General features: G+C 43.1%; 17 protein-coding genes and 1 other annotated feature. Of the genes, 6 read left to right on the forward strand and 11 right to left on the reverse strand.

What is annotated here, in order from left to right; translation table 11 throughout:
- Positions 1–30: 30 nt before the first annotated feature.
- The 5 genes from FD27_RS02245 to trpX form a co-directional block, all read right to left on the reverse strand.
- Positions 31–372 (reverse strand): ArsR/SmtB family transcription factor, encoded by a 342-nt coding sequence (locus FD27_RS02245; protein ID WP_057748879.1) that lies wholly within the window; start codon positions 370–372, stop codon positions 31–33.
- A gap of 33 nt (positions 373–405) precedes the next feature.
- Positions 406–981, reverse strand: a complete 576-nt coding sequence (locus tag FD27_RS02250) for a cadmium resistance transporter (protein ID WP_057748883.1) — start codon at positions 979–981, stop codon at positions 406–408.
- A 76-nt stretch (positions 982–1,057) separates the two neighbouring features.
- Positions 1,058–1,822 carry an ABC transporter ATP-binding protein gene (locus tag FD27_RS02255; protein WP_057748886.1) on the reverse strand — a complete coding sequence of 255 codons (765 nt, stop codon included), beginning with the start codon at positions 1,820–1,822 and terminating at the stop codon, positions 1,058–1,060.
- Positions 1,815–2,714, reverse strand: a complete 900-nt coding sequence (locus FD27_RS02260; protein WP_057748889.1) for an ABC transporter permease — start codon at positions 2,712–2,714, stop codon at positions 1,815–1,817. Before FD27_RS02260 ends, FD27_RS02255 begins: the two co-directional genes overlap by 8 nt.
- Positions 2,711–3,700 carry a tryptophan ABC transporter substrate-binding protein gene (trpX, locus tag FD27_RS02265; RefSeq protein ID WP_057748892.1) on the reverse strand — a complete coding sequence of 330 codons (990 nt, stop codon included), beginning with the start codon at positions 3,698–3,700 and terminating at the stop codon, positions 2,711–2,713. The genes FD27_RS02260 and trpX overlap by 4 nt, the downstream gene beginning before the upstream one ends.
- Before the next feature lie 402 nt (positions 3,701–4,102).
- Between trpX and FD27_RS02270 the strand changes: the two genes are divergently transcribed.
- Both FD27_RS02270 and FD27_RS02275 read left to right on the forward strand, forming a co-directional pair.
- The gene (locus FD27_RS02270) at positions 4,103–5,644 is read left to right on the forward strand and encodes an ABC-F family ATP-binding cassette domain-containing protein (RefSeq protein WP_057748895.1); all 1,542 of its coding nucleotides are present in this window, start codon (positions 4,103–4,105) and stop codon (positions 5,642–5,644) included.
- A gap of 14 nt (positions 5,645–5,658) precedes the next feature.
- Entirely contained in the window at positions 5,659–6,252 is a 594-nt protein-coding gene (locus tag FD27_RS02275; RefSeq protein WP_057748897.1) for a glycoside hydrolase family 73 protein, read from the forward strand.
- A 148-nt stretch (positions 6,253–6,400) separates the two neighbouring features.
- On the opposite strand, the gene brnQ is transcribed toward FD27_RS02275, so the two are convergent.
- Complete coding sequence (gene brnQ / locus FD27_RS02280) at positions 6,401–7,780, reverse strand: branched-chain amino acid transport system II carrier protein (protein WP_057748900.1); 1,380 nt, start codon at positions 7,778–7,780, stop codon at positions 6,401–6,403.
- An 84-nt stretch (positions 7,781–7,864) separates the two neighbouring features.
- Positions 7,865–8,108 (reverse strand) — a binding site (T-box leader).
- Between the two features lie 78 nt (positions 8,109–8,186).
- On the reverse strand, positions 8,187–9,401 hold the full coding sequence (locus tag FD27_RS02285) for a DUF2325 domain-containing protein (RefSeq protein WP_057748903.1): 1,215 nt from the start codon (positions 9,399–9,401) through the stop codon (positions 8,187–8,189).
- 122 nt (positions 9,402–9,523) lie between these two features.
- Here FD27_RS02285 and FD27_RS02290 point away from each other — a divergent pair, with 122 nt between their 5' ends.
- Positions 9,524–10,600 carry a DHHA1 domain-containing protein gene (locus FD27_RS02290; RefSeq protein WP_057748907.1) on the forward strand — a complete coding sequence of 359 codons (1,077 nt, stop codon included), beginning with the start codon at positions 9,524–9,526 and terminating at the stop codon, positions 10,598–10,600.
- Positions 10,601–10,676: 76 nt separating this feature from the next.
- Here the strand turns inward: FD27_RS02290 and FD27_RS02295 are convergent, their stop codons facing one another.
- Positions 10,677–12,008, reverse strand: a complete 1,332-nt coding sequence (locus FD27_RS02295; RefSeq protein WP_057748910.1) for an APC family permease — start codon at positions 12,006–12,008, stop codon at positions 10,677–10,679.
- A gap of 279 nt (positions 12,009–12,287) precedes the next feature.
- A complete protein-coding gene (locus FD27_RS02300; protein ID WP_057748913.1) occupies positions 12,288–12,938 on the reverse strand; it encodes an HAD family hydrolase in 651 nt (216 codons plus the stop codon).
- Between the two features lie 143 nt (positions 12,939–13,081).
- Between FD27_RS02300 and FD27_RS02305 the strand changes: the two genes are divergently transcribed.
- Genes FD27_RS02305 through FD27_RS02315 form a run of 3 tightly spaced genes read left to right on the forward strand, consistent with a single transcriptional unit; the run spans position 13,082 to position 14,783 of the window.
- The gene (locus tag FD27_RS02305) at positions 13,082–13,411 is read left to right on the forward strand and encodes a PadR family transcriptional regulator (RefSeq protein WP_057748917.1); all 330 of its coding nucleotides are present in this window, start codon (positions 13,082–13,084) and stop codon (positions 13,409–13,411) included.
- Positions 13,408–14,022, forward strand: coding sequence for a DUF1700 domain-containing protein (locus FD27_RS02310; protein WP_057748920.1), 615 nt, complete (start codon positions 13,408–13,410; stop codon positions 14,020–14,022). Before FD27_RS02305 ends, FD27_RS02310 begins: the two co-directional genes overlap by 4 nt.
- Positions 14,019–14,783, forward strand: coding sequence for a DUF4097 family beta strand repeat-containing protein (locus tag FD27_RS02315; protein ID WP_057748924.1), 765 nt, complete (start codon positions 14,019–14,021; stop codon positions 14,781–14,783). Before FD27_RS02310 ends, FD27_RS02315 begins: the two co-directional genes overlap by 4 nt.
- 136 nt (positions 14,784–14,919) lie before the next feature.
- Here FD27_RS02315 and FD27_RS02320 read toward each other — a convergent pair whose 3' ends face one another.
- Complete coding sequence (locus FD27_RS02320) at positions 14,920–15,831, reverse strand: proline-specific peptidase family protein (protein WP_057748929.1); 912 nt, start codon at positions 15,829–15,831, stop codon at positions 14,920–14,922.
- A 165-nt stretch (positions 15,832–15,996) separates the two neighbouring features.
- A complete protein-coding gene (locus tag FD27_RS02325; RefSeq protein WP_057748932.1) occupies positions 15,997–18,384 on the reverse strand; it encodes a Xaa-Pro dipeptidyl-peptidase in 2,388 nt (795 codons plus the stop codon).
- Positions 18,385–18,470: the final 86 nt, after the last annotated feature.

Below are 18,470 nucleotides of genomic sequence, written 5' to 3' on the forward strand. Positions count from 1 at the left end.
CTATCATATTTAAGATTATTATGTAAGAAACTATTGATGAACTTGATATAGATTCTTGGGATGGGGTTCACCCTTAATTTCATGCTTGACGTGTTCAATCATATCATCAGTTAATTGAACAATATGGGGGTCGTCTAGAATATAAAATACGCGTGTGCCAACCTTTCGCGAACAAACAAGTTGATAGCGGCGTAAAATTCCTAATTGCTTTGACACGACTGGTTGGGCAAGACTTAAATCATTAACAATGGTTTTAACGTCAACCTCACCATTATGGTGGCGAAGATAATAGAGAATCTTAATCCGCGTGCTATTACTTAATACCTTGTATATTTTTGCTGCCTCATTGATTAATTGATCTGGTTGGGTCACTAGTATTTACCTTCCTTGCATCTTTGGTGAATATTATATCAAACCGGCCAGACGAACCAAATGACTAATTAAACCGCTGTCGAAGAATACATAAATACCAACTCCAATGTAGACAACTTTCATCATTAACTCACTATACTTATTCATAAAGTGGGTGATGACCGGGATTCGACCAATTTGCTTAATGAGGATTACTACCAAGACCGTTAATACCAGAATAAAAGCTAACGCCAAGCCAAATTGACTTAGTGGTAGACCAGTTAAGACTGGAAGAAAAATAGACAGGTTACACCCCGAGCAAACAGCCAAATAGGTTACCAGGACAATCCAAACTGGGGAATGGGTGGTCTTGTTTTCACCGGCTTCTTCATCATTATCGTGGAGGGCCATATAAATTGGCAGTATCCCTAAGAAGCCCAGTAACCACTCCGGCAAAAATAGGGCTAGAGCTTTTCCAGCGGCAAAACTAGCAGTTACTAATATGGCTACCCCAATGACATAGCCAATGATAACGTCACGAAGGGGATATTGATTAATTAAGCAGAGCAGGATGAAAAAGAAATCAAGGTTTACTGCAATAAACGTAATAAAGATTAACCAGAAATTCATCATTTAAACCTCCAATATTCCAAAAACGATATATTTAGTATTATCAATATATACCGAATTTGGAATATTAGCAAGTTTAATCTTCAAAATAAGTGTAAAGTTGGTCGGTTGTCAGTTTTTCCTTCTCTGCGGCGTTTAAGTCGGCCTTAATTTGACCATCCTTGAGGACGATTAGGCGGTTACCGTAAGTGAGGGCATCTTCCAAGTGGTGAGTGATCATCAGGGCTGTTAAGTGGTCCTTAGTGATTCGCTCATTTGTTGCATGAAGGAGGTTCAGACTAGTATGCGGATCAAGAGCAGCTGTATGTTCGTCCAAGAGGAGAATATCTGGTCGTTTTAACGTTGCCATCAAGAAGCTAAGGGCCTGCCGTTGACCACCAGATAGGGCACCGGTAGCAGTTGTCATTCGGTCCTCCAACCCGTTGTTCATCGTGGCCGCTAACTTGGTAAACCGGGCCATATTCTGCTTTAATTTCCGCATAACCAGGTGTCGCTTTTCGCCCCGTTTAGTTGCTAATAGCATGTTTTCGGCCACCGTCATCCGGGGAGCTGTCCCTAATTTAGGATCCTGAAAAACTCGGGCGAGGAAGCTGGTCCGGTCTTCTTCACTTTCGTGGGTAATATCCTTACCGTTATGAAGAATGGTACCTTCATCTGCGGGCAGGTTGCCACCGATGACGTTAAAGAGTGTTGATTTACCAGCACCGTTTGTTCCCACAATGGTGATGAAGTCACCTTCATTAATGGTGAGGTTGATTCCCTTGAGAATGGTAGTTTCGTTTGAGGTCCCCTTATTGACGATTGTTTTAACGTTGCGTAATTCTAAGATTGCTTTACTCATGTGGACGAACCCCCTTGAGAATTGGTTTTCGAATATTAACCACTTTTTCGAATTGTGGAATCATCATGCAGATGGCCAGCACAATGGAAGAAATCAGGTTGAGGTCATTAGCAGAGAAGCCAAGCTGCAGGACGGCTAATAAAATCAGCCGGTAGATGATAGAACCAAGTGTGACGGCAACTAGCCGTTGATTCAAGGTTAATTCACCAAAGGCCACTTCACCAATGATGATTGAAGCCAGGGCAATAACGATGGTCCCAATCCCCATGTTAACATCTGCATAACCGTTAGACTGGGCAACGAGAGCACCACATAGACCAACCATCCCGTTAGAAACCATTAGTCCCATGTTAATCATTTTGTCTGTATGAATACCTAATGACTTGGCCATCGTGGTGTTATCACCAGTAGCAATGAAGGCTTGACCATAATCGGTTGCTAAGAATAACATCATTAGAATTGTCACGACCGCAATCACAATCATCCCCATGGTAACCGTGTCAAAGTATTGGGGGAGGCTCCGCATGAAGTCTCCGGAAAAGAGGGTGTTGTGGCCAAGGAGAGAGACGTTAGACTTACCCATGATTCGCAAGTTGACTGAGTAAATAGCAGTCATTGTCAGAATCCCGGCTAATAAACTAGGAATCTTGCCCTTGGTGTATAGCAACCCAGTAATTAAGCCGGCGATCATCCCGACCACAATCGCTAAGAGGGTGGCTAACAACGGGTTCATGCCGTGAGCAATGGCGGCGGCAGCTGTGGCCGCACCCAGGGGGAAGGTTCCTTCAACAGTCATATCACAGAAGTCGAGGATCCGGAATGTTAAGTAAAGGCCAAGGCCGAGAAGAGCCCAGAGTAAACCTTGCCCGATTGATGAGACGATTAAATTCATTTGAAGACCTCTCCTTTCGTTTCTGCTTCGTGTTGGAATTGCTTTGGAACTTGTAAGTGGAGCTTCCGTGCTTGCTTGAGGTTTAGCACTGGTTCACCATGACGGATGTATTCGATTGGCATATCGCCGATTTTCTTACCCTTGAGGACGCGGACCGTCATCTGAGCTGACTTCACACCTAATTCGTACTGGTTAACACTGTAAGTGGCCACCCCACCCTGCTTAACCATTGAATCAGCAGCGGGGAAGACTGGTTTGTTAACGGCATTAGCGTTTTTAACGAGCGTCTGCATGGCCCCGGCAACCGTATTATCTTCAGGAACAATCACGGCATCAACTTGGGACAGCATCTGTTCGGAGACTTGGTTTAAGTCATTGCTGTTAGCGATCGAGTATGCCTTTAGGTTAATGTGCATTCTCTTGGCTTCTTTGGCAATTGCTTTGTAACCAGTAACACCGGAACTATCACTTGAAGTATAAATTACACCGAGTGTCTTCATATCCGGCATGAACTGCTTAATCAATTGTAACTGTTCCTTTGCTGGCGCTAAATCAGACACGCCGGAAATGTGACTACCGGGGTGACGGTTATTTTTGACTAACCCGGCACCTTGAGGATCGGAAACCGCCCCAAGAACAATTGGCGTCCGACTATCCGCGTTAGCTAACGCTTGAGCAGCTGGGGTGGTAATGCCGAGCATTACAGACGGGTTATCGTTAGCCAGCTTTGTTGCCATATTCTTTAAGTTGCTTTGGTCACCATTGGCATTTTGATATTCAATTTTAATATTCTTGCCGTTATGGTAACCTTCTTTAGCTAACTCATCGACATACCCTTTGTAGATTTGGTCTAGTGCGGGGTGATGCATCAGGGTTAGTACCCCGACTGTTGGTGTCTTGGATTGCTTAAAGCCACCGTTTTCGGTGAAAAAGGCAACACCTAGGAAACCTAACAGGATGATAATTAATGTGTACATCCGTTTCATAAAACAAACTCCTCTCTAACAAAAAAACGGGGGCCCTCATTTAAGGACTCCCGTTTTGGAATGCAAAATAAAAGTCCGCATGTAGGATCCATGCAGACTGAATGAACGCTAAAACTCAGCCGGCACAGATGCAATCTGTCACATCAGGTTGCATCCATGACGGGACCAACCTGAACTACCGGCTTTGCCAACGATTATTCACAGTTTGAGTTTTAGAAATGCTCATCATATTTTACTTCCTTTGCTTTTGTTGCTCTCAGTATAGCGAAGGATAGAATTACTGTCAATATAAAAATGAGATTTTTTTAATAATTGATGATGGACACTGGTAATAATAGAACCAGCACCGCATGTATGATAGGATAATTGTTGACTTTAAACAAGACATAGGAGATGAACTTCATGGCAGTGTTAGATGTTGAAGGCTTGACGATGAGCTATGCAGACAAGCAATTATATAACGACGCTAGCTTTCAACTAGAAAAACATGAGCACATGGGAATTGTCGGCCAAAATGGGGCTGGTAAGAGTACATTAATTAAAATTCTGATTGGCAAGGTGCTGCCTGTTGCTGGAACGGTAAAGTGGGCGAAAAACGTCAAGATTGGATATCTTGACCAGTATGTTGATATTCCACATGGCATGACTTTGATTGATTTCCTCCACACCGCTTTTGCGGATTTGTATGCTATCAATGACCGGATGAACAAGCTTTATGAAGATTATGCTTCTAATATGGATGAGAAATTATTAACTAAAGCTGGTCGCTTGCAAGAAGAATTGGATGCTCATCACTTCTATGATATTGAAACCGAAGTGGAGCGGGTCATGAATGGTTTGGGTCTAACAGAAATTGGTAAAGATCATGTTGTCTCTGAAATGAGTGGTGGGCAGCGTTCCAAGATTATTTTGGCCAAAATGCTGTTGGAAAATCCAGATGTGATCTTACTTGATGAACCAACTAACTACCTGGATACGGCACACATTGAGTGGCTAATTGATTATCTGAATGACTTTGATGGGGCCGCAATGATTATTTCCCACGATTATGATTTTCTGGAGCAGGTTACTAATACGATTTGCGATGTTGCTTTTGGTAAAATTACCAAATATCGTGGCAGCTTTGAACAGGCAATGCGGCAAAAGGAAGAACGCAAGGAAACTCAAGAGCGTGAATATGAAAAGCAACAAGTGGTAATTGAGAAAGCTGAACGCTTCATCCGAAAGAATAAGGCGGGTTCGAAGTCCACAATGGCGAAGTCACGGGAAAAGATGTTGGCTAGGATGAAACGAATTGACCCGCCTTCGGATAACCTCAAAGCAAGTTTTCATTTTCCATACGAAAACACAGGTTCGGCCAATGCCTTACGCGTAGAAAACTTATCGGTTGGCTATGGGCACCCGCTTTTGAAGCCAGTAACCTTTTCCATGACCATGGGAGAAAAGTTGCTTTTTACTGGATTCAATGGTGTGGGTAAATCCACGTTAATAAAGTCAATTTTGAAAAAGATCCCTGCACTTGGCGGAACAGCTGTCTTTTCACCATCGGCTCGGGTTAATTACTTTGACCAGGACTTGGAATGGGATGATCCATCGTTAACGCCGTTGCAGACAATTCAAAATATGTTTCCCACCATGCAGCCAAAGACAATTCGCCGCAAATTAGCGCAGGCGGGGATCAATGCTGCTAACACTGCTAAACCGCTACACTTGCTGTCTGGTGGTGAACAGACAAAGGTTAAGTTGGCGATCCTGGAATTGACACCTTGCAACTTCCTAATTATGGACGAACCAACGAACCACCTGGATGATGAAACCAAGGATGGTTTAAAGGAAGCCCTTCAGGAATTTCCAGGAAACTTAATTCTCGTTAGTCACGAGCAAAGCTTTTATGAGGGCTGGTTAGACAAGATCTTGAATGTTGAAAAGCTAAGCCTGAAATAATAAGGATGATAAAAATGAAAAAAGAAATCAAAGTAATTATTGTGGGAGTGTTCGCATCATTATTAGTAATTTTTGGGATTTGTGCAGTAACCATTCACCAATCACAGTTATCGGGGATGCCACGTGAGACACACTCGGCTGATATTAGTACGAGCCAATTCATTAAGCAGGTTGCCCCTGCTGCTCAACGTGAACAAAAACGTTACCAGATCCCTGCTAGTATTACGATTGCTCAAGCAGGGCTTGAATCAGAATGGGGGCGTTCCAAGCTAGGATACAAGTATAATAACCTCTTTGGGATGAAAGCCACCAAAGGGGATGAGCGAGTAAGAATGTACACGATTGAAAATATTAATGGTCACAAACGTTACTTACCAGCTTATTTTGCTGTTTACGAAAGTTGGGCAGACTCCATTGATGCGCATACGGATTTGATTATTAATGGTACGCATGATGACCATGCCCGTTTTAAAAGTGTCCGCACGGGAACAGACTACGAAACCGCTGCGCGTGAGTTACAGCGGCATGGCTATGCCACTGATCCTGACTATGCTAATAAGCTGGTTTATGCGATTAAGAAATTTAACTTAGCTCAATATGATCATTAGATAATAAAAAGCTGGATTGCAATTAAACAATCCAGCCTTTTATTGATTCTCCGTAATAGAGAAACCAAGTAGTACTTTATTTTTTGAACACTTTGTATTGTAACGTATTTTGATTTTAAATTGAAGTTATTTTAATAATGAACGGTGTCTAGTTAGTTTCTGTTTGATTGACACTAACCCGGTTACGCCGGAAGAAGTGAACCAGTAAACCAACAACGAGGCCAACTAATGCGGGAACAACCCATGAAAGTCCCATGCTTGCTAATGGTAAGGCACTCCGCACGCCCGCAACCCACAGGCCAAAGGCACTTTGTGAAACTACTGATGGGAAGGCAACAACCATATCGCCAAGAGCCGGAACAACTGTTAATAGAACAACGAAGAAGTAAACAACGCCGTCTCGATGGAAGAGTGGTGATGAAACAGATAGAAGAATCAAAACCATTGCCAGTGGGTAGAGGAACATCAGCATTGGTGTGGACCAAGCGATGATTTGATCTAACCCGAAGTTAGCAGTTAAGAAGGAAGCTAAGCAAGAAAGGGCTAACCAGGTGTGGTAAGAAACCTTTGGGAAGTGCTTGTGGAAGTCTTGAGCGAAGGCAGCAACTAAACCAACGGCAGTAGTTAAACAAGTAACCGTTAATAAGAAAGCTAAGACAACTTGTCCGAAGGCACCAGCATAGTAATTAACTAATTGGTTGAAGGCAACACCACCATCGGCAGATAACTTAAAGTGACCCAGTGACATTGCACCAAGGACAATCAGTAATAAGTAGATAAAGGCAACAGCGGCCATTGATAATAATCCAGAGAAGGTAACCACTTTAGAAACGGCACCAGGACGTTTAACACCCATTGAACGAACAGCGGTAACAACAGTAACCCCAAAGGCTAAACCAGCGAGGGCATCCATTGTGTTGTAACCTTCCAAGAAACCATTAGTAACAGGTGAAGCAAGGTAAGCGTGAGTAACGTGAGCAGTTGCGGGGTTACCCATTGGACTAACGAAAGCGACAACGAATACTAAGAATAAGAGTGCTAAGAAAGTTGGGTTCAATACTTTACCAACATTGGCAAGAATGCTGTTTTGATGGTAAGAGAAAGCAAATGCTAAGCCAAAGAATACTGCAGAGAAGAGTAATAATGCCCAGCCCTGATCAGCCTTTGGTAAGAAAGGTGCAACTCCAACGGTGAAGGAAACGGTTGCTGTACGAGGAGTTCCGAAGAGGGGACCGATAGTGGCGTGAATTAAAACCATGAAGACAAGGGCAAACCCAACGCCTAGTGGTCGTCCAATATCAAAAACCCCTTCGGCACGAGTAACGGCAACGGCTAATACAGAGAGCAGTGGTAGTAGAACCCCAGTGACACAGAAACCAAGAGCAGCTGGGCCCCAATTAGCACCAGCCAGTTGTCCTAAGTGAAGAGGGAAAATTAAGTTCCCGGCGCCAAAGAACAAACCAAATAGTAATGAGGCAACGACAAGGTATTGTCGGAATGATAATTTCTTCTTTGTAAGATCCTGCATAATCTCTTTCCTCCTAAGAAAATAATCAGAATAATTGCATCTTTCCGATCCCAATAAAAAAGTCCCTTAGTCAAATTGCTTTGACTAAGGGACGCTTGAGCGTGGTACCACCCTATCTTTATGCCAATATTACTACTGACACCTTTCACGTACGGCTAAACAGCGATACGCAGACGCGATAATGGGCGTTTACCATTGAATCTTACTAATAAGGTTAAGATTCAAGCTCGAAAGTGATTTTCTGTTAAGTAGGGAACTGTCTCCTTTCACCAACCGAGACTCGCTTAGAGCTATTACTTAACGTACTCTTCTTTCTCATTGCGATCGAATAATTAAATTTGATGGTTCTTATTCTAATGAGTTTTTAATAAATGTCAACACTTTTTGAGAAAAAAGTTTGTTTTTCTTATTTTTGACCGCTAACCGCATAAGCAGGATCGCCATCTAATGCACGACCAATGGCCCGTTCAACCATTGTATTGGCAGAAGTGTTGGCAATTGCCAGGGGCTTGTCATACCGTTTAGCATGGTGGTTAGCCAACTGGCTGATTCGGTGATGGATCTTATCGATGCAAACAATGACAAAGTTAGCGTCACGAATGGCTCGTTTAATCTTGCTAGAGGAAACATTATCTTCCATCGAGGCATCAAGACCATGGTAGACACCGTGGTGTTGATCGACAACATTCTTCAATTCTTTAACTTGCTTTTTATCTCCTGTAATGACCAGGACAATTTTTTGCTTGAGGTCGTAATCTAATTTTTGAGCGTAATCATGACGCGGGTGCTCAACCTTTTTAGTTTGCTTAGGCTTGGCTGGCTGCTTGGTGGTGTCATAGTCTTGCTTTTCGTGGATCCAACGAATAGAACCATTCTGGGTATCTGCTAAACCATTCCCATGATCAACATAAGCATAATCGATTACCATGCCAGGTTTCAGAGCGCGCCCAGGGAACTTGAATGGGTCAATAACGACCGTATTAGCAGCGTTTTCGTCCAGAATAGAATTGCCCTTCATTGTGGAACTAATTTGGAGAACGTCAGAACCCGGAACAGCAGTCAAAGTAGCGTATTCTAAGACGTTGATTTTGGTTGGTTCATAGTCATCAAGATGTTGACTTGTGACCCGCCGAATTACAGGAAGCCCCCGTACCGTTTGTGTTGGATCTAATTGAACAATGTCCCCGTCGTTAATTGGAAAATGAAGACTGTGTAGAACCGCCTCATTGTAATAATGGTGGTTAATTTCAGCGCCACTTAATTTGCGGTGAACGAGGTACAGGTCATCCGCTGCTAACCGCTCTTCTTGTGAAACCTTTTGTAGTACGGTGACTGGTTCAGCTGAAGCTACTGGTCTTGTCGCATTTACTGGAGTTGTTTCGGGGCCAGTAAGGAGCGATTGATTACTCCTTTGTTGATGATGAGGTTGCTGATGAACGTGCGGGTGACGTTGCCGTTGGACAAAGTGGTGAGCAACCGGCTGTTCATCACTGTGATCGTAATGATTGAGAATATTGATAATCGTATTGAGACTCTTCAGCGTGGTATGTAAACTAGTTTGATCATTACCAGTTTCCTCTAATAACTGAATGAGCTCTTGGCGGTAGTCATAAAGAGCCATTTTTGAGTCATTCCTTTCTAGTGAATACTAATTTAATCATACCAATAAGTGCCATCTATGTCAGGAAAAACGGTTCGTGGTACGGTATAATGATGACGAATTGACAAGAAGGAATGATAAAGATGGCTCAACAACTTATTAAAGTTTTTTCCCATAATGATCTTGATGGCTTTGGGGCACCATTATTGCTGAAAGCTGTTCAACCGACGATGCTTGCTAATGTTGAAATTAGTATGACCAACTGTGGTGCTGGTCGGATTGACGATGAGTTTGCAAAATGGTTGACCACTTCTGAGGCTTCTCAGACAACGGATGTTTACATTATGGATATGACACCAGATAGTGATTATACTTTTCAACAACTCAACAGCAACTTCGCTAATCACTGGCTTGTTTTTGATCACCATGAAAGTGAGGCAGAGTTGCGTAATAAGTACGCAGCTAATAGTATAGTGGCTACTAACCCTGACATTGCACCAAGTGCCACTAGTTTAGTGTGGGACTGGTTGCACCAGCAAGCCCATTTTGCTGACTTGTCAGAGCAACGACAAAAGAATTTAGCATATCTGGTTGAATTGATTCGGGCCTATGATACTTGGGATTGGCAAAATGATCCAGATATGTCTGACCAGGAACGGCAAGATGCTGATAATTTTGACCAATTATTCTGGTTTAACCCATTGCAAGATTCTGCTGCGTTTGTCGAAAATGTATTGAGCACTGATTGGCAAAATTACGCCGCGCAAAATAGCCTGTTGATTAAAACTTTGAATGAGCGTCGTGCAAAATATTTGAAGAGCCATTTGAAAGATACATTAATAACGCAGATTGATGGTCATACGTTTGGGGTAGTGTACGCGAGTGACTATAAGTCGGAAATTGCTCATGAATTATTAAAAGAACATCCTGATGCCGAAGCAGCCTTAGTAATTAGTCCGGTCAGCGTTTCATTGCGGTCCAATGGTAAATTAGATGTCGCCAAGTTTGCGGAGAAATACTTTAATGGTGGCGGTCATGCCGATGCTGCAGGCGGACGCTTGACGGTTAATCCTGTTAAGGTTGGCGAGCAAGCTGTTGTCGATGATTTAGTTGAAACCATTAAAAACCATCAAGAAAGTAACCAAACTGCGGACGAAGGAACATTAGCCGATGATATTGATCCTGAGTTGGCAGAGAAAATGCGGAACTTGTTTAAATAATAAAAGCAGTTTAACTGATTCATCTTTGAACAGCTAAACTGCTTTTTTATTTAGTAATTTAATATTTGATTGATTATTACTTCATCCGGTGTTGATCCATCCGCTTAACAGCATACAAGATTGGCAAACCAACGATTACGATCCCAATGAATAGGACTACTCCAGCCGGGTCATTTAAGATTTCACTGATTAGCACGAAAACACCACCGGCAATCGCCACTAATGGTACTAATGGGTATAGGGGAGTACTGAATGGTCGCGGTCCCTGGTTCTGGTGCCGCAGAATGAAGATTCCAAAGAAGGCGAGTAAGTAGAAACAGTAAACTGTAAAGACACACAGGTCCGACAGGTGGTCGGGGTCGAAGAAGAACATCATGACCGTTGCTAAGGCGACGATGAACAGGGTGGCAACTACTGGCGACTTACCTTTAGGAGTAACGTACGACAGGAACCGCGAGAATGGCAAATCGCCACGCCGTGCCATTGCGTATACAATCCGGGGGAAGGTAATCATTTTACCGTTCAGCGTTCCCATCATCGAGATAATAATACCAGCTGAAAGCAACTTACCACCAATATTGCCGAATGCTTTAACTGCTAAGTAGGCCGTAGCATTTTCGCCCAGGCGGTGAATTTGGTTAGCGGGAAGAAATTTAAGAATCCCAATGGTAATCAAAGTGTAGATAACGAGAACGGCAGTAATCCCAAGCACAATGGCCTTTGGCAACAGCTTTTGCGGATTCTTCATTTCACCACCAAGATTAGCAATTAAGATCCAGCCATCATAACCAAAGAGGGTTGCCAGCACAGCAACACCAAAACCACCAGTTGCGTGTTGAACTTCAGTGACAGTTTGTCCGAAAGCGTGCTGGTTACCCCAAAACAAGCCGAAAATGATAATGGCGGCAATCGGGATCATTTTACCAGCAGTGGTAATGATAGCAAAAATAGCACCGACCTTGTTTTCTAACAGGTTCATAACACCGATTGCTAAGACAGTAATCACAGCCAATGGAATTCGCCATTCAGTACCAAGACCGAAGAAATTAGCCATTAAGATACTCATAAAGCCAGCGACCGAGGCAATGATGGCCGGGCCATAAACAATCACCTGCATCCAACCGGCTAAAAAGCCTAGCAGCCGCCCGTAAATATTTTCAATGTAGACATACAGGCCACCAGTGTAAGGCATTTGCGAACCAATTTCAGCAACCGTTAAACCACCGGTTAAGGTAATTACGCCACCGAACACCCATGCCGCAATGGCAAGTGTTGACGTCCCGGCGCTATCTAAGACTGATCCCTGTTTGAAAAAGATTCCGGAACCGATAATTGTCCCCACGACAATCGAAATTGCCGACCAAAAGCCAAGCGACCGTTTCAAATCTTCTTTAGGTTGCGTATTCATCCTCATTCCTCCATTCAAAATCGGCATAAAAAAGCCGGATTCACTATTAATCAGATGGTATGCTTTGCCAAATGATTAAGTGAACCCGGCTTCTCAATTGAACCGTTTTATAAGTACACTAAAACCACTCAGCCTCGGATAGAGCTAGAGGCTGAGGAAGAAGATTGTTGATTAAAGTTTTGATTAAAAGTTAACATCATAAATCTCCTCCATAGGTACTTACTTGATTGTAAATTAGAATATCATTAGAAAAGTTAAAATGCAACTACTTTTTGCAAATTAATCGATCTTCAATAAATCGCTTGGTTCATGCAATGGAAAATCAGCGTCTGCAATGTTTTGTGGCTGTGAGGAGCCATACAAGGCGCCAGCACACTTAATACCAGCATTATGTGCCGCCTTCAGATCATTAATTGTGTCACCAACATAAACTGAGGATTCGGGGCTAGCACCTAATTTTTTCATTGCTAATAAGATTGGATCAGGATCTGGTTTGTGCTTGTTGGTTTGATCCTCAGTCACGACAGCATCAAACCATTTTGACCAATCCCAAACGTTAGCAAAATGGTGATCGTAGGCATCCTGATTCTTAGACGTTGCAATGGCAATATGGGTATCAGGACGGGCAGCTAATTCTTTCAAAGTGCTAACGACACCATCAAACACCTTAACCTGATCTTCTCGTGAGAAGGCTAATTTACCCCATTCGGCAACCATTTCTGGAATGTCTTCACTGCGAATACCAGCTTGGCGTAGTGAATCAGCACCGGTAATTCCGAAGAGCTTTTTCTTCATTGGTTCCACTTGGTTCGCAGGAACGTGGTAGCCATGCTTTTCCATGACTTCAATCATGGCTGGCATGTACATGTTGTACGTATCAATAAGTGTTCCGTCGATGTCGAAGATAAAATTGGTAATTTGACGTTCCATTCGTTTAACCTCGCAATCATAAGTCTCGTGTATATTTTATAAGAATTGGTCTACAAATGCGAGTAATGTTCTTTAAGAAATATATTGACTATTTTTATAATATTATATAGCATATAGTATGCGATGAGAAATGGAGTGGTGATATGAAAATTCAAATTACTGCAGATCTCCTAGATGGCATGGTTCTTGCGCTGTTGGAACAAAATGACCACTATGGCTACGAATTAACCCAGCAGATTCAACAGGTAGTTGATATTTCAGAGTCAACGATGTATCCAGTCCTTCGCCGTTTGAAGAAGGATGGTTTTCTAACAACCTATGATCAACCTTATCAAGGTCGTAACCGTCGTTATTATCAAATCACGGCTACTGGACGTAAGGACTTAGCAAACATTCGCACATTATGGAGAAATTATAAATTAAAACTTGATTCACTCTTGAATGAACAAAGCGAGGGGGAGAATTCAAAATGAATGCGCGTGAAAAATATATTGCGGAATTAGCCACGTATCTAGGGCCGCTCACGAAAGTTGAACGGGAGGATGCCCTTGAATTCTATGATGAATATATCGCAGATGCTCAATTGACCACGGTTGCTAAAATTGAAGAAAAATTGGGAACTGCTAAACAATTAAGTCATAAAATTCTTGCCGATTACTCGATTAAGACTAACGAACAATCAGCCGCCAATGGTCATCCGGCAAGTCCCCACTCTAATTGGCGAGTCTTTTGGTGGGTAGTATTGGCCATTATTAGTTCGCCATTGCTTTTTGGGGTTGGAATTGCCGCATTAGTGCTCTTAATTACGGTAGCAGCGGTGGCCTTTAGTATCGTGGTAGGGTTGCTTGGCTGCTTCATTGGATTAGCTGCAGCAGCGGGGACTACTTTATATACTGGAATTAGCCTATTGAGCTTCCAGCCATTCGTTGGCCTCTTTTACGGCGGGATCGGATTAAGCTTAATTGGTCTCTTCCTGATTTGTTTGCCACTGTTATATTGGATTACGCGATGGCTTAGTCAGCAAGTCGCTAACTTAGCGAAGTTCTTATACCGCAAACTACAAGAACGGAGGAATAAGCAATGAAAAGATTATTTCAAGTTGGGCTCGCCATCTTAATCGTGGGTTTAATTGCTCTTGGTGTTGGGGGCTTTAACCATGGCAATAAAGCTGTCTCGTTTGAAGGGACCAAACCAGTAATTGTCAATAAAACATGGACACGCTCTAAAGTAGTTAATAAAGAATTCCACCAGATTAATGCTGACTTATCCTCTGCCGATGTCACGATTGTTCGCGGCAACAAATTTCAGATCATTTATCATGGTAAGAATGTGCCTAAAATTCAGGTAAAAAATGGTCAAGCGACAATTAAACAGGATGCTACTGATCGACAGGTTGGCTTTCATTGGTCTAGTAGCCACTATGGGAATGATACAGTGACTATTGTGGTTCCTAAAGGAGTTAAGTTAAGTGGTCGCTTATCCCTGAGTCAGGGAGATTTATATTTGAATAATGTGGAGTTGGATCAATTAACCAGTTCGATTGATGAAGGTGATGTGGCCGTTAATAATGTCAATGCTAATAGTAGTCAATTTAAACTTTCTGAAGGAGACTTTCGGGCCCATCGGCTCACTGTGCACCATCATTGTAAAGTGGTAAATGATGAAGGTGATAATACTGTTCGGGGAGTATCAGCTGAAGGTTATTACTTGCGGACTGATGAAGGTGACAACTCGCTCTTCCACCAGGAACAAGATGGGGAAGACCAAACGGTATTGCAAAAGAATAGCCACGCTACGAATGTTTTAACCTTGATTAGTAGCGAAGGTGACAATAGTATTCACTAAATTAACGGTATGACATAACTTTTCAGTTAAAGATAAGTCGTACAGAAAAGAGCTCTAGTGTTCGGCAGATCCGAATACTAGAGCTCATCTTTGCTTGCGCGGGTTTCTTTCAGGCAAGCTCTTTGTAAGTCTTTAATTATTTGTTGAAGGTACCGGCTTCAACTTGGCGAATGAAGTCAGCCAGATGCTTGTAGTAAACGTCGGGATTATCAACCATGTGGTGATGACCACCATTTGGTGTAGTAACGAGTTTAGAATTAGGAATCAGTTGATCCATCTTCTTAGCGGTGTCTAATGGCATCGTTTCGTGCTCACCAAACGTTAATAGGGTTGGTACCTTAATGTTATGTAATTGATCACGGAAGTGCCAGCTCTTTAACTTTCCGGTGATAACAAATTCATTATCTCCTTGGAAAACGTGATAAACAGCGTCGCCACCGAGGTCCTTCAGGTGTTCTAGCTTAGAAGGCTGCTTCCGGTCGACGTATTCCTTATTCATAACTTCAACATACTGTTGGTACTTAGGGTTGCTGTAATCATTTCGTTGTTCACAATCCTTCATGAAAGCGACTGCCTGAGGCGATAAAGTTTTTTCCCGCAATGCGTTAACATGAGCAACGTATTCGTCAATGTCATCAACCATTGATGAGATAATGGCTCCCTTGAGATGTTGACCATACTTAACAGCGTATTCTTGGACTAACAAGCCGCCCCAGCTTTGACCAATCAAATACATATGGTCTAAGCCCAGCTTTTGCCGCACTTCCTCCACTTCATCAAGGAAGTATTCATAGGTGAGATATTTGTTTGCAATTGCGGGGTCAGAATAGTCTGGTTGGTCTGAGTACAAAGAACCCAATTGATCATACATGGTGACTTGAACGTTTAACCCCTGCTTTTTTAATTGATCAGCAGCGTCTTCCCAGTATTCATGATTACCACCAGGGCCACCGTGTAAAGCTAATAGGTGAATATCACCTTCACCTTGGGTGTTGGTCCAGAGGTGATATCCATTATCCAATGTTAAAATTTTAGTTCCAGTTTTCATCTAATCAATCCCTCTCATTATTGAAAATGATAAACGTATAATAAACAGTCTAGCGCATTTTATTTCTAATTGCGAAAATTATACATTATCGGGAATATCAAATAAAAATAATAGCAGGCCCCAAAACGATATGATGAGTTGCTTTGGGAGCCTGTTCTTTATTTGTTATTGAATTGTTAACTGAGCATCATTCACATCAAGTGTATATTTAACCGCTTCGTTGCCCCTTAACGTGAATTCATAATCAGTTCCATAGATGATCAGACCAAGACGATGGCCTTTTACTAACCGGTGGAAGATAGGCTGCAAATCAAATGATACGGTCACCATTTGGTTAGCCGCTAATTCATCTACCTGGCCGGCACTGTGCCGGTTCTGCAAATTAATGTGCCCACTGGAAATTACCTTAGCAGCAGTCGTCTTCTTTTGCTGCTTGAATTCTCGCAGGTCATCAGTTGCCCAGTGGAATCCTAACTGGAGACCACCACGGTTGATCAAGACTGGTGAAGTGGTGAGCCGCTGGGCAGCTCCTAAATCAACCAGTTCAGCGGACAGTAAGCCGTGATCTAACGAAGAAGCGACCTTGATGGTTAACGTTGGGGTTCCCCGTAATAATAATTCGTGGGATACAGGTGCTGAAGTAAAGTGGCGGCTGAACTGACCGTTATCCTTCATCAATGCGCGTTGCCACTTGGCAGGTGATTGACACCATGCTTTGTACTTGTCAACGGGTTGTTCGTCATCAAATGACTGCGTATCCTGATTGGCTACTGGGTTATTTGTTAGTTGGTTGCCACTCAAGTACCAGCGCCGAGAGGCACCTGTCCAATGGTCATAGGCGGTCCACTTCTCTGCGCTAACATTATCCTGAACAAGGACATTTGGCAATCGCCGATCGGCATCATTATCCAATCCCCATAGCTTATTGGCTAGCCATAGATTGACCATTTCGGAGAAGTCCAGTGATTGAAAGGCGTTGATGTAGATGTGTTGACCCTGGTGAAGGATCAACTTGCTGGTAACTGGTAATTGTTGTAGGCCATCATACAATGCTTTGACGTTGCTGGGTTTAACATTCGTATCATTCAAACCGTGGACCATCATGACGGCACACTTGATTCCCTTAATATACTTACGATAATTACGGGCATCCCAGAAGGCGTTGTAATTACCCGTGGCCCGGTCCATCGCTTTCGCCATTTGTTGGGCATATTTTTGATAGGTGGCTTCAATCCGCTTGTAATCTGCGGGACGTTTTGTCCTGGAGAAGGTTTCATCAGCTAACGTATCCGCGTCTTCACCCTGGAAACCGCCAGCAGCGCGGACCAAACCGTTTTCCCGATAGTAGTCATACCACGAAGAAATAGCTGCTTCAGAAATAATTGCCTTTAGCCCTGCGACGCCAGTAGTTGCAACGGCGGTTGATAAGGTGCCTAAATATGAACGTCCAGTCATGGCCACATTACCGTTACACCACCATGCATCGATTTCAATACCGCTATGACGGTCAGTAAAAGCCCGGCGATCCCCGTGCAACCATTCAACGACGGCCTTCATGGAGTCAGTTTGTTCTGGTGAGCCACAGGTCTGCAGACCATCAGAATCCTTCGTACCAATTCCTGCAGCGTACACGATAGCGTAACCCCGCACCGCCAAATAGTTATTTAGGGTATAGGCCGGGGTAGTTGCAAAACTTTCTGTGGCTTCTTTACTGTGACCAGCAACCAGCTGGTGCTTACTCTTCGCTGGGAAAGTCATTTCAGTCGGAGCATGATAGTTAGGATCCTTGTGAATGAGGGGATGGTTGACGTGATGAGTTGAGATGTCACCCCATTCGTCGTTGGTTCCCTGGTTATATGGACTAGCGGTAAAGACTGCTGGAACCTTTAAACCATGTTCGGTATCCACTGGCCGCATAATCTCAGCCTTTACGAGGTCGGCGTGACCATCAAAATCGGTATCCAAGTCGGTTTCAATATAAACGACTTCACGAATGAACTGAGCTGGGTCAAAGCAGGCCACTGGTTTGCCATTGAAAAATAATGGCTTTTGATCAGCTGGCAGCTTATAGGTCCATGCTAAGAAACCCTCACTAGTGAGCTGGTCCAGATAAATTTGCCCATTTTTATTGCGGGTGTTAAGGAGTAAATAGAAGGCATCAATAACGTCCGCCGTTGTCCATGTCGTGTATTGCCGGTAAGGCAGGCCGATCCTAGTCCAATCCATAAATGGCTGGTCTAAGTGAAAGTCAACGGCTGGTTCGTACTGCAATAACTGGAAGGCTACCCGATAGAAAATATCGGTCGTTAGTGGTTCGTCATCGGCCAGCCAATCGTCGACAGCCTGATCTGCTGTTGCAAGCAGGTCATGAAGCCACTGACGAATAGCAATTGGCTCTTGACTGGCCGTATTGACACGGGTGAGAAAGGTTAACCACATTTGATTAGGATCAAGCTGGTTGGCCTCGTTTCCTCTAAGTAAGTGGAGTTGTTGTAATTCTTTAATTTGCTGTTCAGTACTTGTTTGGCAAATACTAAATTGATGAATATGCACGGAAATCACCTCATTGCTGTGATACTTTAATTATCGCACTGATTTCAGGTAAGGAGAAATGTCATCCAATCGTCACCTATTTGCGA

The organism is Limosilactobacillus frumenti DSM 13145 (assembly GCF_001436045.1).
Classification (GTDB): domain Bacteria; phylum Bacillota; class Bacilli; order Lactobacillales; family Lactobacillaceae; genus Limosilactobacillus; species Limosilactobacillus frumenti.

Bases quoted from the DNA above. Each gene is read 5' to 3' on its own strand.
- FD27_RS02250 (WP_057748883.1), bottom strand. From the start codon at position 981: ATGAATTTCTGGTTAATCTTTATTACGTTTATTGCAGTAAACCTTGAT.
- FD27_RS02255 (WP_057748886.1), bottom strand. From the start codon at position 1,822: ATGAGTAAAGCAATCTTAGAATTACGCAACGTTAAAACAATCGTCAAT.
- FD27_RS02260 (WP_057748889.1), bottom strand. From the start codon at position 2,714: ATGAATTTAATCGTCTCATCAATCGGGCAAGGTTTACTCTGGGCTCTT.
- trpX (WP_057748892.1), bottom strand. From the start codon at position 3,700: ATGAAACGGATGTACACATTAATTATCATCCTGTTAGGTTTCCTAGGT.
- FD27_RS02270 (WP_057748895.1), top strand. From the start codon at position 4,103: ATGGCAGTGTTAGATGTTGAAGGCTTGACGATGAGCTATGCAGACAAG.
- FD27_RS02275 (WP_057748897.1), top strand. From the start codon at position 5,659: ATGAAAAAAGAAATCAAAGTAATTATTGTGGGAGTGTTCGCATCATTA.
- brnQ (WP_057748900.1), bottom strand. From the start codon at position 7,780: ATGCAGGATCTTACAAAGAAGAAATTATCATTCCGACAATACCTTGTC.
- FD27_RS02285 (WP_057748903.1), bottom strand. From the start codon at position 9,401: ATGGCTCTTTATGACTACCGCCAAGAGCTCATTCAGTTATTAGAGGAA.
- FD27_RS02290 (WP_057748907.1), top strand. From the start codon at position 9,524: ATGGCTCAACAACTTATTAAAGTTTTTTCCCATAATGATCTTGATGGC.
- FD27_RS02295 (WP_057748910.1), bottom strand. From the start codon at position 12,008: ATGAATACGCAACCTAAAGAAGATTTGAAACGGTCGCTTGGCTTTTGG.
- FD27_RS02300 (WP_057748913.1), bottom strand. From the start codon at position 12,938: ATGGAACGTCAAATTACCAATTTTATCTTCGACATCGACGGAACACTT.
- FD27_RS02305 (WP_057748917.1), top strand. From the start codon at position 13,082: ATGAAAATTCAAATTACTGCAGATCTCCTAGATGGCATGGTTCTTGCG.
- FD27_RS02310 (WP_057748920.1), top strand. From the start codon at position 13,408: ATGAATGCGCGTGAAAAATATATTGCGGAATTAGCCACGTATCTAGGG.
- FD27_RS02315 (WP_057748924.1), top strand. From the start codon at position 14,019: ATGAAAAGATTATTTCAAGTTGGGCTCGCCATCTTAATCGTGGGTTTA.
- FD27_RS02320 (WP_057748929.1), bottom strand. From the start codon at position 15,831: ATGAAAACTGGAACTAAAATTTTAACATTGGATAATGGATATCACCTC.